General features: G+C 68.6%; 12 protein-coding genes. 3 read left to right on the top strand and 9 right to left on the bottom strand.

Going from position 1 to position 16,311, the window contains the following annotated elements:
• Window positions 1-147 precede the first annotated feature (147 nt).
• The 3 genes from argA to HOP52_RS11750 form a co-directional block, all read right to left on the bottom strand.
• Complete coding sequence (gene argA / locus HOP52_RS11760; RefSeq protein ID WP_238977574.1) at window positions 148-1,461, bottom strand: amino-acid N-acetyltransferase; 1,314 nt, start codon at window positions 1,459-1,461, stop codon at window positions 148-150.
• A 285-nt stretch (window positions 1,462-1,746) separates the two neighbouring features.
• Window positions 1,747-3,012, bottom strand: a complete 1,266-nt coding sequence (locus HOP52_RS11755) for an inorganic phosphate transporter (RefSeq protein ID WP_238977573.1) — start codon at window positions 3,010-3,012, stop codon at window positions 1,747-1,749.
• An 82-nt stretch (window positions 3,013-3,094) separates the two neighbouring features.
• Window positions 3,095-3,775, bottom strand: coding sequence for a TIGR00153 family protein (locus tag HOP52_RS11750; protein ID WP_238977572.1), 681 nt, complete (start codon window positions 3,773-3,775; stop codon window positions 3,095-3,097).
• 107 nt (window positions 3,776-3,882) lie between these two features.
• On the opposite strand from HOP52_RS11750, the gene HOP52_RS11745 reads away from it, so the two are divergent.
• Entirely contained in the window at window positions 3,883-4,728 is an 846-nt protein-coding gene (locus HOP52_RS11745) for a CYTH domain-containing protein (protein WP_238977571.1), read from the top strand.
• A gap of 43 nt (window positions 4,729-4,771) precedes the next feature.
• Here the strand turns inward: HOP52_RS11745 and HOP52_RS11740 are convergent, their stop codons facing one another.
• A complete protein-coding gene (locus HOP52_RS11740; protein ID WP_238977570.1) occupies window positions 4,772-5,395 on the bottom strand; it encodes an L-threonylcarbamoyladenylate synthase in 624 nt (207 codons plus the stop codon).
• Window positions 5,396-5,579: 184 nt separating this feature from the next.
• On the bottom strand, window positions 5,580-6,479 hold the full coding sequence (locus HOP52_RS11735) for a PHP domain-containing protein (RefSeq protein ID WP_238977569.1): 900 nt from the start codon (window positions 6,477-6,479) through the stop codon (window positions 5,580-5,582).
• Between the two features lie 126 nt (window positions 6,480-6,605).
• Between HOP52_RS11735 and HOP52_RS11730 the strand changes: the two genes are divergently transcribed.
• Together HOP52_RS11730 and mnmC are read left to right on the top strand one after the other, a co-directional pair.
• The gene (locus HOP52_RS11730) at window positions 6,606-6,905 is read left to right on the top strand and encodes a YciI family protein (RefSeq protein WP_238977568.1); all 300 of its coding nucleotides are present in this window, start codon (window positions 6,606-6,608) and stop codon (window positions 6,903-6,905) included.
• Between the two features lie 183 nt (window positions 6,906-7,088).
• Window positions 7,089-9,125: a bifunctional tRNA (5-methylaminomethyl-2-thiouridine)(34)-methyltransferase MnmC2/FAD-dependent 5-carboxymethylaminomethyl-2-thiouridine(34) oxidoreductase MnmC1 gene (mnmC, locus tag HOP52_RS11725; RefSeq protein WP_422677707.1), complete on the top strand. Its 2,037-nt coding sequence runs from the start codon at window positions 7,089-7,091 to the stop codon at window positions 9,123-9,125.
• On the opposite strand, the gene HOP52_RS11720 is transcribed toward mnmC, so the two are convergent.
• The 4 genes from HOP52_RS11720 to zipA form a co-directional block, all read right to left on the bottom strand.
• Complete coding sequence (locus HOP52_RS11720) at window positions 9,097-11,739, bottom strand: putative bifunctional diguanylate cyclase/phosphodiesterase (RefSeq protein ID WP_238977566.1); 2,643 nt, start codon at window positions 11,737-11,739, stop codon at window positions 9,097-9,099. The genes mnmC and HOP52_RS11720 overlap by 29 nt on opposite strands.
• Before the next feature lie 149 nt (window positions 11,740-11,888).
• The gene (locus tag HOP52_RS11715; protein WP_238977565.1) at window positions 11,889-12,155 is read right to left on the bottom strand and encodes a YheU family protein; all 267 of its coding nucleotides are present in this window, start codon (window positions 12,153-12,155) and stop codon (window positions 11,889-11,891) included.
• The gene (gene ligA / locus HOP52_RS11710) at window positions 12,152-14,212 is read right to left on the bottom strand and encodes an NAD-dependent DNA ligase LigA (RefSeq protein ID WP_238977564.1); all 2,061 of its coding nucleotides are present in this window, start codon (window positions 14,210-14,212) and stop codon (window positions 12,152-12,154) included. Before ligA ends, HOP52_RS11715 begins: the two co-directional genes overlap by 4 nt.
• A 175-nt stretch (window positions 14,213-14,387) precedes the next feature.
• Window positions 14,388-16,205, bottom strand: coding sequence for a cell division protein ZipA (gene zipA, locus HOP52_RS11705; RefSeq protein ID WP_238977563.1), 1,818 nt, complete (start codon window positions 16,203-16,205; stop codon window positions 14,388-14,390).
• Between the last annotated feature and the right edge of the window lie 106 nt (window positions 16,206-16,311).

Raw genomic sequence — 16,311 nt, 5'->3', positions numbered from 1 at the left:
TTGTTGGACGTGGTCATGCGGCAGCGCCAAGCTCTGCAATTATATTTGCACAGCAATCTAAAATGATCAATTTTTTGCGGACTGAAAACGCGACAGCTTGACGCCGACTACCCCTGTAGCCGGCGGAGCCTCAGCGTGACGCATCGCTCAAACAATTGATTTGATGAGAACTTTGGACTTGCGGGCGTGGTTGTAGGTGTCGCGCCGAAGGGGCGGCAGGGCCTCGATCTCGGCCAGGCGGAAGCCGTGCTCGAAGAACCAGTGGCTGGTATGGGTGGTCAGCGCGAACAGGGCCGTCAGCCCCAGACGCCGCGCGCGCCGCTCGATCTCGTTGAGCAGCAGGGCGCCCCGGTCGCCGCCGCGGTAGCCGACATGCACCGCCACGCAGGCCAGCTCCCCCATGTCGGCCTGGCCGAAGCAGTGCAGCGCCGCACAGGCGATCACCATGCCGTCGCGCTCGATCACCAGGTAGTCGTCGATCTCGTACTCCAGCCGCTCACGGGAGCGCGGCACCAGCATGCCGCGCCGCTCCAGCGGCTCGAGCAGCTCCAGCAGGCCGCCGATGTCGCCGAGCTCGGCGGCGCGCAGCTGCTCGTAGCGGTGCTGGGTGATCATGGTGCCCACGCCGTCGCGGGTGAACAGCTCGCCGAGCAGGGCATCATGGTCATGCCAGGACAGCAGGTGGGTGCGCGCCACCCCGTGGCGGGCGGCGGCGCAGGCGGCGGTGAGGTGGCGGGCCTGCTCGCTGCCCGCCTCGGCGTGGGCCAGCAGCGGCTCGGCGTCGGCCGGGGTCAGCTGGCGCTGCAGGGCGCCGCTGTCGTCGTGCAGGCCGGCGGCCTCGCCGAGCAGGATCAGCTTGTCGGCCCCCAGCGCCATGGCGGCGTGCTGGGCCACCTCGGAGGCGTCCAGATCGAACACCTCGCCGGTGCTGGAGAAGCCCAGCGGCGGCAGCAGCACCAGCGAGCCGCGGTCGAGCAGCCCCTGGACCGCCGAGGCGCGCACCCGGCGCACCTCGCCGCTGTGGCCGAAGTCGACCCCCTCGCGGACCCCCAGCGGCTTGGCCATCACCAGGTTGCCGGACACCGCGGTCAGCTCGACCCCGTGCAGCGGCGTGTTGGGCAGCCCCAGAGAGAGCCGCGCCTCGAGCCACAGCCGCTGCTCGGCGGCGACCCGCTCGACGCAGCCCATGATCGCCTGGTCGGCCACCCAGCGCCCATCGTGACGTTTCGGCGTCAGGCCAAGCTCATCCAGCGCCTGCTGCACCTGGGGACGAATGCCGAACACCACCACCAGACGCACGCCCAGGGTGTGCAGCAGCGCCAGGTCCTGGATCAGCTGCTCGCCTCGCCCGCGGGCCATGGCCTCGCCCTCGATCAGGATCACGAAGGTTCGGCCCCGGTGGGCGTTGATATAGGGCGAGGAGTTGCGAAACCAGTCGACGAAGGGGAAACGAGTATCCAAGGCCGCGCTCCGGCAGCAGGTGAGAGGAAGGGTGCAAGAATCCTCGACTATATCAGAGCCGACAAAACGGCGGCACCACTAGACAGGAACGAGGGGCGAGGGGCGAGGGGCGAGGGGCGAGGGGCAGCGTTCACCCGATGAACCGGAGTCCTGCTCTTCAAACCTCGAACCTCGAACCTCGAACCTCGAACCTCGAACCTCGAACCTCAAATCTCGAACCTCGAACCTCGAACCTCGAACCTCGAACCTCGAACCTCGAATCTCGAACCTCGAACCTCGAACCTCTTATCCAAACACCCACTTGAACAGGAAGAAGAAGACGATCGCCAGGCTCGCCCCGGCGGGCAGAGTGATCAGCCAGGACATCACGATGGTGCCGATCACCCGCAGGTTCAGCGCCGCCATGCCGCGGGCCAGGCCCACACCGAGCACCGCCCCCACCAGGGTGTGGGTGGTGGAGATCGGCAGCCCGGTGCCCGAGGCCAGCACCACGGTAGAGGCCGCGGCCAGGGTCGCCGCAAAGCCGCGGCTGGGGGTCAGCTCGGTGATGCCGGTGCCCACCGTGGCGATCACCTTGTGGCCGTAGGTGACCAGGCCGGCGACGATACCCCCACCGCCCAGCACCAGCACCCACCAGGGCACCAGGGCGGCGCTGTCGATCACCCCGTCGCTGCGCACCACGCTGATCACCGCGGCCAGCGGCCCCACGGCATTGGCCACGTCGTTGGAGCCGTGGGCGAAGGCCATGGCGCAGGCGGTGAAGATCATCAGCACCCCGAACACCCGCTCCACGCTGCCGTAGCCGAAGTGGTCGTCGATGCGCCGCTCGGCCTTGACCCGGCTCTCCAACACGATGCCGATGCCCATGACGCCCAGCCCCAGCAGGATCGACAGCAGGAAGCTCTGGCCGAAGGTGAAGTCGAGCCCCACGTGGGATAGCCCCTTGGTCAGGGTCACCATGGAGATGATGAAACCGACCAGGAAGATGTAGAAGGGCACCGTGCGCTTGGCCGCGGCGAAGGGGTCGCGGGCCTCGAAGATCAGGTGCTGCACCGACTTGAACAGCAAGAAGGCGATGGCGCCGGCCAGCAGCGGCGAGACGACCCAGCTCGAGGCGATGGTACCGACCCGGTGCCAGGCGACGGCTTCCATGCCCAGCCCCACCGCGCCGAAGCCGACGATGGCGCCGACAATGGAGTGGGTGGTGGAGACCGGCCAGCCGCGCATGGAGGCGACCAGCAGCCAGATGCCCGCCGCCAGCAGCGCCGAGAGCATGCCGTAGACCAGCAGCTGCGGGTTGGCTTCGAGCAGCGCCGGGTCGACGATGCCGCCGCGAATGGTCGCGGTCACCTCGCCGCCGGCCAGCCAGGCGCCGAGAAACTCGAAGATGACGGCGATGATGATCGCCTGCTTGATGGTGATGGCCTTGGAGCCTACCGAGGTGCCCATGGCGTTGGCCACGTCGTTGGCCCCCACGCCCCAGGCCATGAAGAAGCCGAAGAGGCAGGCCAGAATGATGAAGATTTCACCGTGCTGGGCAATGATCGACATAGGGGGGGTGGTTTCCTATGTAGCTGTCGGGTTAGGTGTGCCTGGCCCCGGGATCGCCGGGAACGCCGGGAAAGCCGAGGCGCTACCGAGCCGTGAGGATCTGCAGGCGGCTGCCGACCCGCTCGGCCCGATCGGAAAGCTCACCGACCCAGTCGATGATCTTGTAGAGGAAGACCACGTCCACCGGCTTGAGCCGATCTTCCTGTTCGAAGAGGCGGCGCCGAATGGCGATCTGCTGCTCATCGGCCTGCTGCTCGAGGACATGCAGCTCGCGAATCATGTTGTGGATCACGTCGGAGACATGGCGCCCGAAGCCCGACTGCAGCAGGTCCTCGAGCTCTTCCAGGGCCTGGCGGGCCTGGGCCACGCAGGCCACAGAGGTGCGCATGTAGTCGCGCATGGGCTGGGCCAGCTCATCGGGCACCTGCATTTTGCGCCCCAGCATGATGCCGGTGATGTCGCGCACCTTGTTGGCGATCTTGTCCTGGACGGTGATCAGGTCGAGCAGGTCGCTGCGCGATACCGGCAGAAACAGCGTATTGGGCAGGTTGAGGCGCAGCTCGGTCTTGAGGCTGTCGGCCTCGTGCTCGAGCCGGGTGATGGCCTCGCGGATACGGGCGGCCTCCTCCCAGTCGCCCTGGAGCGCGGCCTCGAAGAAGGGCAACAGCTGGTCGGCACACTCATTGGCCTTGACGATATGCGCCAGCAATGGCTGAAACGGTGAGCGACCGAACATCGCCGAGAAGGGGTTGGGCTTGACCATGGCGTATTATGCGCTTGAGAAATGGCGGCGCTAGTATAGAGACTGCCCACTGCCACGTCATTGAAAAAATAGTGTCACACTCGGCCGCAGCGGCCGCGGGAGCCCCCATGAGTCACGAGATCGAGCTGAAACTGGCCCTCGGCCCCGAGGGGCCCGAGCAGTTGCCCCTCCATCCCCGCCTGGCGGCCCGGCCCGCCGAACAGCGCCGGCTGACCAATACCTACTTCGACACCCCCGACGGCGAGTTGGAGCGTGCGCGCATGGCGCTGCGGCTACGCCGCGACGACCAACGCTGGGTGCAGACCCTCAAGACCGAGGGCGACAGCCACGGCGGACTCTCCCGGCGCGGCGAATGGGAGTGGCCGCTGGCCGAAGGGGTCCTCGACCGCGCCGGGCTGGCCGAACTGCCGCCCATGGCCGCGCTGGACCCGGCGCTGATCACGCGCCTGGCCCCCCACTTCACCACCGACTTTACCCGCCGTATCTGGCGACTCGAGGTGGCCGGAGCGGACATCGAGGCGGCCCTGGATATCGGCGAGATCACCGCCGGCGGGCATGGCGTGGCGATTCGCGAGCTGGAGCTGGAACTCAAGACGGGCGAGCCCGAGGCGCTGTGGCAGCTGGCCGGGGAGCTGGCCGAGCGGGTGGCGCTGCGCCCCGCCGATACCAGCAAGGCGGCGCGCGGCAATGCCCTGCTGACCGGGGAGTGGACGCTGCCCGCGGGCGGCAGCGACGCCGCCTGGCTGCACCGCGCCACCGTCGCGCTGGACGCCCAGGCCGACACCGGCGACCCTGACTGGCAGGCGGCGGCCCGCGAGGCCCTGGGCCGACTGGCCGAACGGCAGACGGACGCCGCCGCGCTGGCGAACGCCCTGGCGCAAGACGCCTGGCTGACCCCGGCCTTCGGCCAGGCCGCGCTCAGGCTGGCGCAGCGCCTGGCGGCAACCGCCTGACGATCACCGGCAGGGAGCCCCCATGCGCCACAGGGACTAGCCGCTACTCGCGGAAGGGTGAAACGTCGCCCCGCCCCTCGCGGAGGATGGTCGGCGGCAGGTCGCGCAGATCCACCACGCTGGTGGGCTCCAGATGGCAGGCCCCGCCGTCGATGATCAGGTCCAGGTGCGCACCGAAGCGCTCGCGAATCTCCTCGGCGTCGGTCATCGGCAGCTCTTCATCCACCGGAATCAGGGTCACGCTCATCAGCGGCTCGCCCAGCGCTTCGAGCAGGGCGTGGGTGATGGGGTGGTCGGGCACCCGCACGCCGATGGAGCGCCGCTTGGGGTGCAGCAGCAGGCGCGGCACCTCGGTGGTGGCGTTGAGGATGAAGGTGTAGGCCCCCGGGGTGTGGGCCTTGAGCAGGCGGAAGACGGCGTTGTTGACCTTGGCGTAGGTGCCGATCTCGGAAAGATCGGAGCACACCAGGGTGAAGTTGTGCTTGTCGTCCAGCGAGCGCAGCCACTTGATCTTGTCGATGGCCTTCTTCTCGCCCAGGTGGCAGCCCAGGGCATAGCCCGAGTCGGTCGGATAGGCGACGACGCCGCCGTCGCGAATGATCTGGATCGCCTGGTCGATCAGACGCTTCTGGGGATTCTCGGGATGCAGCTGGAAGAACTGACTCATGTTAAAGCTCCTTGTCGATAACCAGCGCCGCTCAGAGCTCATCCGGCGGCAGGCCTGCAAGGAGGCGCTGTGAACCCATCCCTGGGCGCTACCGACGCCATCCCTGGCGTAGGACCTCCTCTTCGGCCTGCCCCCGGCACTCTTCGCTCGACGTCACGATGGGCTGCCTGATGGCACGCCCCTACTATAGCGCCAACGCGGCGGTCAGCCGCGGGTGGGTCCACACCGGGGCCACGGCGGTGCGCGGCACCGGGCTCATGCTGCCCGGCGCCAGGTGGCCGCCGGGGAAGTGAAAGTCGCTGCCAATCGATGCCAGCAGCCCGCGCTCATCCAGCTGGCGGGCCAGGTCGCGGGTGACATCGGCATTCTGAAAGCCGCTGACCAGTTCGGCGGCCTGCCCGCCGGCGTCGCCAAAGGCGTCCAGCAGCAGGCCGCGCTTGCGCCGGGTCAGGCCATGGTGCAGCGGGTGGGCCAGCACCGCCACCCCGCCGGCGTCGAGTATCCAGCCCACCGCCTCGGTCAGGGGCGGCCAGTGGGCCTTGACGTCACCCGCCTTGCCGCTGCCCAGGTGCTTGCGAAAGGCCGTGGCCACGTCGGGCACCACCCCGGCAGCCACCAGGGCGCGAGCGAAGTCCGGCCGGCCCAGGGGGCGCTCCGAGCCGGCCTGCTCGCGGGCGCGGCTCAGGGCATCGGCCAGGCCTACCTTCTCCAGGCGCTGGGCGATCACCGCCGCACGCGCCTCGCGAGCCTCGGCCTGGGCCTCGAGTCCCGCCACCAGGGCGCCTCTCGCGCCCTGGGGCAACAGCCCCACCACGTGGATATTGATCCCCGACCAGCGGGTCGACAGCTCGGTGCCCGGCAGCAGCCGAACGCCCAGGCGGTCGGCCGCCGCGGCGGCCTCGGCTACCCCCGCCACGGTGTCGTGGTCGGTCAGCGCCACCAGCCCCAGGCCTCGCTCGGCGCACAGGGCAAGCAGCTCGGCGGGGGCCAGGGCGCCGTCCGAGGCGGTGGAATGCATATGCAGATCGACCCGCGCAGGCGCAGGGTCACCGTCGAAACGGGAGGGAAACAGGGGCATTGGCATGACGCCGGGAAGCGACTTTGTCAGAATAATGGTCCCCATGGTGCGCGCCCGGCGATGGCCGGTCAACGTCAGCGCCCCGTTCGAGTCCCGCGGCCCGCGCCGCTCACACCCCGAGGAAGCACCGCGATGCTGTATGCGATCATCAGCGAAGACGTCAAGAACAGCCTGGAGCGCCGTCTGGCCGCCCGCCCCGACCACTTGGCGCGGCTGGAAAAACTGCGCGACGAGGGCCGCCTGGTACTGGCCGGCCCGCACCCCGCCATCGACGCCGATAATCCCGGCGAGGCCGGCTTCACCGGCAGCCTGGTGGTGGCCGAGTTCGAGAGCCTGCACGACGCCCAGGCCTGGGCCGATGCCGATCCCTACATGATCGCCGGCGTCTACGCCGAAGTCAGCGTCAAGCCGTTCAAGAAAGTGCTGCCCTGACCCGCGGCCGACACGGCACCCAGCTGCGCTCCCCTGACGACGGCAGCGCGGTTTTCCACAAGGTCTTGCCCACAGCTCCTGTGGATAACGCTGTTGATACGCCGCGGATGCCTGCCGCCACCCCCCATGACAGGTCGCCGCGTCCCGATCGATCAATTCTTGAGCGCTCGCCGCTGAGCGCCCATGCACCCCGTGGAGATCTCCGTGTCCGATCCGCATGTCGCCCTGCCGCCCCTGGCCGGGCTGGAAACCGCCCGCCTCGACTGGTCCGCCGACGCCGGCAACGCCCCCGCCCCGCTCTCGACCCGCTTCGCCGATGTCTACTTCTCGCAGCACGACGGCCGGGCGGAAACCGAGCATGTGTTCCTCGACGGCAATGACCTGCCGCGGCGCTTCGCCGCCTGGCAGACACAGCGCCCCTTCGTGATCGGCGAGACCGGCTTCGGCACCGGGCTCAACATGCTCTGCGCCTGGGCCTGCTTCGACGCCAGCGCCCCCTCGGACGCGCGTCTGCACCTGGTCTCCACCGAGAAATTCCCCCTCACCCGGGAGGACCTGGCCCGGTCGCTGGCCGCCTGGCCCGACCTGGCCCGGCGTGCCCAGGCACTGGTGGCGCAGTGGCCCGAGCCGGTGGCCGGCGTGCACCGGCTGTGGCTCGACGAGCGGGTGACCCTGGACCTGCACTTCGGCGACGCCGCCGAGCGGCTCGCCCTGCTCGAGGGCCAGGTGGACGCCTGGTTCCTCGACGGCTTCGCCCCGGCCAAGAATCCCGAGATGTGGCACCCGGCGCTGTTCAGGGCCCTGGCGGCGCGCTCACGCCCCGGCGCCACCTTCGCCACCTTCACCTGCGCCGGCGTGGTCAAGCGCGGCCTGGCCGCGGCCGGCTTCCACTGGCGCAAGGCCCCCGGACACGGGCGCAAGCGCGAGATGCTGATCGGCGAGATCGCGGCACCGCCCGCCGAGGCCCGCCGCCAGCGCACGCCCTGGTTCACCCCGCCGGCGACGCAACCGGCCCGTCACGTGGCGGTGATCGGCGCCGGCATCGCCGGGGCCAGCGCCGCCGCCGCCCTCGCCCGGCGCGGCGTCGCGGTCACGCTCATCGACCGCTTCGACCGGGCGGAGCTGGGCGCCACCCACCTGCAGGGGGCGCTCTACGTGAAGCTCGCCGCCGACACCAACCTGCAGAGCCGCGCCTATCTGGCCGGCCTGCTCTATACGCGGCGCTGGCTGGAACGGCTGGACCCGACCCAGCGGCTGTGGCACCCCAGCGGGGTGCTGCAGCTGGCGCTCGGCGAGAAGGCGCAGGCGCGCCAGGCGCGGTTCCTGGCCAACCATCCCCTGCCGGAAGGGGTGGTGCGAGGCCTCGACGCCGACGCGGCCAGTGCCGTCGCCGGCGTCAGGGTGGAGGGCCCGGCGCTGGACTACCCGAATGCCGGCTGGGTCAGACCAATGGAGCTGTGCGTCCACCTGGCCGCCACCCCGGGGATCCGCTTCCGCCAGGGCGAGGTCACCGCGCTTCAGCCAGGCGCGGCGGGCTGGACGCTGGCGCTGGCCGACGGCGAGCGCCTCGAGGCCGATCAGGTGGTGATCGCCGCCGCCGGGGAGGCGGGGCGCTTCGCCCAGAGCTCAGCGCTGCCGCTGCAGCCGGTCCGCGGGCAGATCAGCCAGATCAGGGTGCCCGAGGGGGCGCCAGCGCTGGGGCGGGTGGTCTGTGCGGGGGGCTATGTGCCGCCGGCGGCCGACGGCGTGCTCAACGTCGGCGCCACCTTCGGCCCCAACGAGACCGACATGGACGAGCGCGATGCCGACCACCTCGCCAACCTGGCGGAGCTGGAGCGCGACCTCCCCGACTTCGTCGCCGGGCTGCGCGCCGCCGGCGCCGAGCTCTCGCCCGAGCGGCTCACGGCACGGGTGGGCGTGCGGGCGGCCAGTCCCGACAAGTCGCCCTATTGCGGGCCGGTGCCCGACGCCGAGGCGTGGCGAGACGCCTACGCCGCGCTGGCCAAGGACGCCACCCGAGTGCCCGACACGCCCGGCCGCCACCATGCGGGGCTATGGATCAGCGCCGCCCACGGCTCCCGGGGGCTGGCCAGCGCCCCGCTCTGCGCGGAGCTGCTGGCCTCACGCATCTGTGACGAGCCGCTGCCGCTGGAACAACCGCTGGTGGACCACCTGCATCCGGGCCGGCGCATCATCCGCGAGTTGATTCGCGGCCGCTAGCCAGGGCCAACTCACCCCCTTCGGTGCGCCGCGGCTCGATGACGAACTGCGGCCCCGGGCGTCCCAGGTGATAGCCCTGGCCGAAGTCGATGCCCAGTTCGCGCACCTTCTCGAGCACCGCCTCGTCTTCGATGAACTCGGCGATGGTGCTGATTTCCAGGCTCTGGGCCAGGGTCACGATGCTCTTGACGAAGGCCATGTACTTGTCGTCGCTGAGCATGTTGCGGATGAACTCGCCCTCGATCTTGATCACGTCGATGGGGAACTGCTTGAGGTAGCGGAACGACGAGAAGCCCGAGCCGAAGTCGTCGATGGCGAAGTTGAAGCCCTCGAGCTTCAGGTCGAGCACGAACTTCTCCAGCAGCTTGAGGTTGCTGACGGTCTCGCGCTCGGTCAGTTCGAAGACGATACGCTCGGGACGAATTCCATAGTCGATGGCCAGCTGGTGGATGCGCCCGATGAACTCGCCAATGATCAGCGACTTGGGAGACAGATTGATAAACAGCATGCCGTCATAGCCCTGCTCGCTGACCTGGGCGAAGGCCTTTTCGATCAGCTGGTAGTCCATCTTGTGGATGACCCCGATACTCTCGGCGATATCGATGAAGTCGCCGGCCGCCACGATACGATCGTCGACCTGGATGCGCATCAAGAGCTCATGGATATGCACCTCGCCGGTCCTGGCATCGGCAATGGGCTGGAAGTAGGGCACGATGCGCCGCTCCTCCAGGGCGCTGAGCACCATCTGGTTCTTCTCGCCGACCTGGCGGAAGATCGCCGCCACCTCGTCGTCATCCGGCAGCGCCACGCAGTTCTTCCCCTTGCGCTTGGCCTTGTACATCATGTTGTCGGCCATCAGGAAGAGGTCGTGGGCATCGCCGGCATGGCGCGGATAAGCGGCAATGCCGATGGACGTCGTGGCGCGCACCGTGGAGCCGTCAGGCGCTACCAACGTTTGCCGGGACAGGTTGTGGGCGATGCGCTGGGCCACCGAGTAGGCCTGTCCCTCGCCGGTCTCGGGCAGGATGATGGAGAACTCGTCGCCGCCGTAGCGGGCCAGGAAGTCGCCCGGGCGCACCGATTCGCAGAGGGTCTCGGCGAAGGCCTGCAGGAACTGATCGCCGAAGGCGTGACCATAGCGGTCGTTGACCGTCTTGAAGTTGTCCAGGTCCATCATCAGCAGGCTGAAGGAGTCTCCATGGCGCTGGGCGCGCCCCACCTCGTAGCCGAGCAGGTCCTTGAACATGCGCTGGTTGTGCAGCGAGGTGAGCGGGTCACGGGTGGCATAGAACTCCAGGTCCTGGGTGTACTTGTAGATCGCCTTGACCGAGCCCACCAGGTTGAGCAGCGTGGAGAGGATGCCGTCGATGACGATATGGCGCAGCGGGTCCTGGGCCAGGTCCGACTGCACGCCGATGCCGACGATACCGCCGATCTTCGGCGCCTCGAGCAGCAGCGACTTGGTCTGCAGGCGAATGTCCTCCGCGGCGAGCTCGGGGGCCACCTCGCTGCCCGGCACATAGGGGTAAACGGCATGGTGGGCCACCTTCAGCACCCGCACGTCGGTTTGGCCGCTGTGCTTGGCCTCGAGCATCTGGGTCAGCAGTGATTCGAAGGTCTCGCGGGTCTGCGGCGACACGTCCCGGTGCCAGAACACCTCCAGCTCGTAGCCCTCCTCCTCGACCTGAAAGATCGTCACCAGGGTATGGGCGGTAATGATGGTGTTGATCTCGCCCAGCAGCTCCTTGATGAACTCGCGCCAGTCGCGTACCACGTCGGAGGTGATGATGAACTTGCTGAGCAGGCGGATCTCGAATTCCAGGATGTCCTTGTCGACGGCCACGTTCTTCAGCCGGCCGGCCAGGGCATTGACGTTCAGGAAGGCCTCGTTGAGCTCCTGGAAGTGCACGTCGACATCGTTGACGTCGAGCTGGCGGAAGTCCTCCACCGAGTTCACCGCGGCCAGCCGCGCCCGAAAGCCGTCCATGGATTCGCGAATGCGGTTGGAGAACACCGTGGAGATGGCCAGCGCCAGCAGCAGCAGCATCATGGAGGCAACGATGAACAGCGCCACGTAGTTGCCGCGCATCTCAGCGCTGATCGGCGACATGTCGTGGCGGATATCGATGACGCCAAGGACATCGCCGGAGGCGACGTTCTGGTGGCAGCTCAGGCAGTCGGGGCCGGCCACCAACGGCATCACCCGGCGCAGCTGGCCATCCTCGCGCAGCACCCGGGTCTCTCCAGAGGCGAAGGCCGCGCCGATGGCGGCGTCGGGGGCCGGCTGGTCGACTTCGCCGAAGCGCTCGACGACGCGCTCCCCACGATACAGCTCGAAGCGGTAGGCGCTGTCGGCGTGGGCGCGCTTCATGCCCGCCATGAAGGCTTCCATCTCCTCGCGGCTCCAGCCCTGGCGCATGACGTGCAGCATGGCGCTGTAGCTCTGCTCGGCCAGGGTCTCCGAGGCCTCCTCGGCCTGGCGGGCGATGATGTCCTCGTAGAGCAGTGTCGCGACCAGAGTGACACTGAAAAATACCGCCAGGGATACCGACAGGATGGCTACCAGCACGAACCCCTTGAGGGTCCGCAGGTAGGCCAGAAGCGTCTTGGCCATGGTCAACACTGGATATTCGTGGCAGAAAGGTCAGCAACGCTGACCGCTAATCTGCCACCCTAATGCACCATTCACCTCAGCTGAATTGGTCATTGGTCACGCTCATACCCTAATACCGACAATCATGATGTGGATCAAACCCTAAAACGTTAGCCCTCCTCGTCGTCGGCCAGGTCGCGACCGAAGGCGCGCCACTGGGCCAGCGTCATCACCTCGGTGGTCTCGGTCTGCAGGTCGTGGGCGATGATCAGCTCGCTGCGCTCCAGCTGGCGCTTGAGCTCGGCCACCCAGCCGCGCATGCCGTCACCGGTGTCGGTGGTGTCGTAGCCCTGGCGGGTGACGAAGGCCTCGAGCAGCGCATCCAGGGTCTCGCCGGGCAGCATGCGATAGGGAATTTCAACGAAACGTCCGTTCATGACTCCTCCTCCGCGTCGCCGATCTCGCCGGCCTCCCAGCGCGTCAGGCGCTCGAGGAAGGCTGCCTCGTCCAGCACCGGCACGCCGAGCTGCATGGCCTTCTCGAGCTTGCTGCCGGCGGCCTCGCCCGCCACCACGCCGGCGGTCTTCTTCGACACGCTGCCGGTCACCTTGGCGCCCAGCGCCTGCAGGCGTGCCTTGCCCTGGTCGCGGGTCATGCTCTCCAGGGTGCCGGTGAGCACCCAGCTCTGGCCCGCCAGCGGCTGGGGGCGCTCGGCGACGGCCGCCTCCTCCCAGGTCACGCCCTGGGCACGCAGGTCGGCGATGGTCTCGCGGTTGTGGGGCTGGCGGAAAAACGTATGCACATGGGTTGCCACCACCGGCCCCACGTCGTCGACGGCTTCGAGCGCTTCACGGGGCGCTTCCATCAGCGCCTCCAGGGTGCCGAAGTGACTCGCCAGGTTGGCGGCGGTGGCCTCGCCCACCTCGCGGATGCCCAGCGCGTAGATGAACCGGGCCAGGGTGGTGGCCTTGGCCTTCTCCAGCGCCGCCACCAGGTTTTCCGAGGATTTCTGGGCCATGCGTGGTAGCTCGGCCAGGTCTTCGGCCTTGAGCCGGAACAGATCGGCCGGCGTGGTGACCCAGTCGCGCTCGACCAACTGATCGATCAGCTTGACCCCCAGCCCCTCGATATCCAGGGCACGCCGCGAGGCGAAGTGCTTGAGCGCCTCCTTGCGCTGGGCGGCGCAGTAGAGGCCGCCTGAGCAGCGTGCCACTACCTCGCCCTCCAGCCGCTCGATCTGCGAGTCACACACCGGGCAGCGCGCCGGGAAGACGATCTCGCGGGCGTCCGCCGGGCGCTCCTCTTCGATGACCCGCACCACCTGGGGGATGACGTCGCCGGCGCGGCGGATCGCCACGCTATCGCCGATCATCACCCCGAGCCGACTGATCTCGTCGGCATTGTGCAGGGTGGCGTTGGAGACGGTGACGCCGGCCACCGTCACCGGCTCGAGACGTGCCACCGGGGTAATGGCGCCGGTGCGCCCCACCTGGAACTCCACGTCGTTGAGCCGGGTGACGGCCTCCTGGGCGGGGAACTTGAAGGCGATGGCCCAGCGCGGCGCCCGGGCCACGAAGCCCAACTCGCGCTGCAGGCGCAGGTCGTCGACCTTGATCACCACCCCGTCGATGTCATAGCCGAGCGAATCGCGTTTCTCGCCCAGCCGGCGGCAGTAGTCGATCACCCCACTGGCGCCCTCGACCACCTCCAGCTCGGCGCTGGTGCGCAGGCCGAATTCCGCCAGGTGGGCCATCAGGGCGCTATGGGTCGCATCGCCACCGTCCGGCTCCAGGCGCGCCACCTGATAGGCGCTGAACTCCAGGGGCCGGGTGGCGGTGACCCGGGGGTCGAGCTGACGCAGACTGCCGGCGGCGGCGTTGCGGGGGTTGGCGAAGACCTTGTCGCCCGCTTCCCGGGCACGCGCGTTCAGCGCCTCGAAGCGGGCGTGGCTGATGATCACCTCGCCGCGCACCTCGAGCAGCTCGGGCGGGGCGTCGCCGCGCAGCCGCAGCGGCACCGAGCGCAGGGTGCGCAGGTTGGAGGTGATGCCCTCACCGGTGTAGCCGTCGCCGCGGGTGGCGCCGCTGACCAGCACCCCCTGCTCGTAGACCAGCGACACGGCGGCGCCGTCGAGCTTGGGCTCGCAGCAGAAGGCCAGGGTGTCGCCATCCCTCTCCAGCCGGTCGCCGACGCGCTTGACGAAGGCCTCGAGTTCGGCTTCGTCGAAGGCGTTATCCAGGGAGAGCATGGGCAGCGCGTGCCGCACCTCGGGAAATCCCTCTGCCGGGGGGGCGCCGACGCGCTGGGTGGGCGAATCCGGGGTCTCCAGCTCAGGATACTCGGACTCGAGCTGCTGCAGCCGGCGCAGCCGCCGGTCGTAGTCCGCATCGGTCAGCGTCGGGTCGTCGAGCACATAGTAGCGGTAGTTGGCGTCATCGAGCTCGGCGCGAAGGCGCGCGGCCTCGTCGCGGGTCTGCTGGTCGGGCTGGGTCATTGCGTCAGGGTTCTCATCCATGGCAAAGGCTTCGAAGCGTCCACTTCGAAGCCGATCAGTGTGGCCTAGCTTACCAAAGCAACGACCCCCGACGGGATACCATCGGGGGTCGATCAAGCTGCTGGTCGGGGGCTGTTCCGGTGATAGCTCTACGCTCACCGCTTTAGTATTGGTTTTAGTTCACCTGATAGCGATTGAGGCGATTGCGCCGCTCGAACTCCTGGACCCGTTGGCGGGCGAACTCCACGGTCTGGGCGGTCATCACGCTGTGGTTCTCGTCCTTCAGCTCGCCGCCCAGGTGGCGCACGATCACCATGGCGGTTTCTACCATGGCCTCGAAGGCCGCGGCGGTGTCCAGGGGCCCGGGAAGCGGCATCAGCAGGGTGATGCCGGGCGTGGTGAAGTCGTCCATCGCCTCGATGGGGAAGGTGCCCGGCTTGAGCACGTTGACCATGGAGAACTGCAGTTCGCTGTCCGGATCTTCGGTCTCGAAACGGTGGAAGATGCCCATCTCGCGGCTGTAGCGCAGGCCACAGGCCAGCATCAGGTCCAGCAGCGCCGTGCCCGAGAAGCCCGCCTCGTCGCGGGAGATGACGCTGATCACGATCACCTCCTCGGCATGGCTCAGGGTATCGCGGGCGCGCTCGGCGTTGACGTCATGACGCAGCGCCTTCTCCAGGGTCGGGTGGGTACGCACCACGTCGTCTTCCCGTGACAGCGCTACCGGGTCGGCACCTTCGGCGTAGGCCGGCGTCGCGTCGCCGTGGCTCGGTTCGGCGTATTGCGCCCGGTGTGAACGCGCGGGGGTGAACAGCGGGTCGTCGTCATCGGCCTGGGCAATCGCCTCGGCTTCCCGCCGACGCCGCTCGGCCTCACGCGCGGCCTGCTCGGCGGCCGCCTGCTCCTGGGCCAGGCGACGACGCTCGGCGTCCCGGGCTGCCTTCTCGGCGCGGGCCTGGTCGCGGCGCGCTTTCTCCTGGCGCTTTTTCTCACGCCGCTTGGCCATGCGCTGCTGCACGGACGCACCGAAGCGCTGCACCGACTGTCCCATGCGCCGGGAGCCGCTCTTCAGCGAATTCCCCATGCCCTCCAGGTCTACCAGCCGATAGCGCTCGTCGTCGTCATGCAGTTCGTCATGATCCTCGGGGTCGGCGACCAGCGGTTCGTCGGCGACGGCCGCCGGGGGGGCGTCGTCATCCAGCGCCGAGAGGGTCGGCTCGCGGCGTACCTCGGTGGGCGCCGGCTGATCGGCGCCGGCCTGGGCGTGGGTCTTGGCTTTGGTCTGGCCGCGCTTTTCTGTGGTCTCGGTGTCCGCGGTCGCCCGCTTTTCGCTGCTCGCCCCTTCGGCTCGAGCGTTGGGCTCGGCGACGGGCGGGGCCTCATCGGTTGTCGCGGGGGCCCGGGCGGCTGACGACGCCTCGGCGGCCCCTGACTGAGCCTTGCCGGGCTCACCCTGGGCGGCCTCTCGGCCAGGGCCGCTCGGCGACGACGCGGCGACGCTATCGCCTCGTTCGGGCCCGGTTTCCCGTTGAGGCGCGCTTTCTGGCACGGCTTGGGCTTTTGGAGGCACGCTGCTTTCGGGCACGCGTTGGGCAGGCTTGCGCGCGGCGTCTGGCGCCGGGGCAGCGGGCCCAGGGGGCGCCGTATCGCTCGCCCGGCCTGCCGCGCCGGATGCCGCCCTGGCGCCCTGCTTCCAGCCGGCGAACACCCGAGAGGGACCGGGGTGCTCCTGGCGCTGCAGCTTGGGCTTGGGCTGCACCTGCGAATAGCTCGCCGGACTGACGACGCGTGCGCCGCCGTTGGGCAGTTCCCAATTGGCGTCGGCTTCGGCGTCAACCCCCGCCGCAGAGCCGCCGCCTTCAAGCCCGGGCTCGCCTCCCGCCTGATCGAGGCGTGGGACACGACGCTGGCGCTTCAGGCGACGTATCCCATCGATAACGATGAGCGTCACCAGCGCCAGCCCCAGAATGATCAGCCATTCTCTAAGTTCCATGGGTCGTCTTGCCTATCGCTAGGGCACCATGCCGGATGGATGTTCGTCACCAGCATAGCGCGATTGCCAAAAAAAGGGCCACTTTTTTTGTTTGTCAAGCCCCGGC

Origin of the sequence: Billgrantia campisalis (assembly GCF_022341425.1) — a bacterium.
Taxonomy (GTDB): domain Bacteria; phylum Pseudomonadota; class Gammaproteobacteria; order Pseudomonadales; family Halomonadaceae; genus Halomonas; species Halomonas campisalis.
Note: the sequence above shows the minus strand (reverse complement) of the source record. Positions and strands in the feature narration are given on the sequence as shown.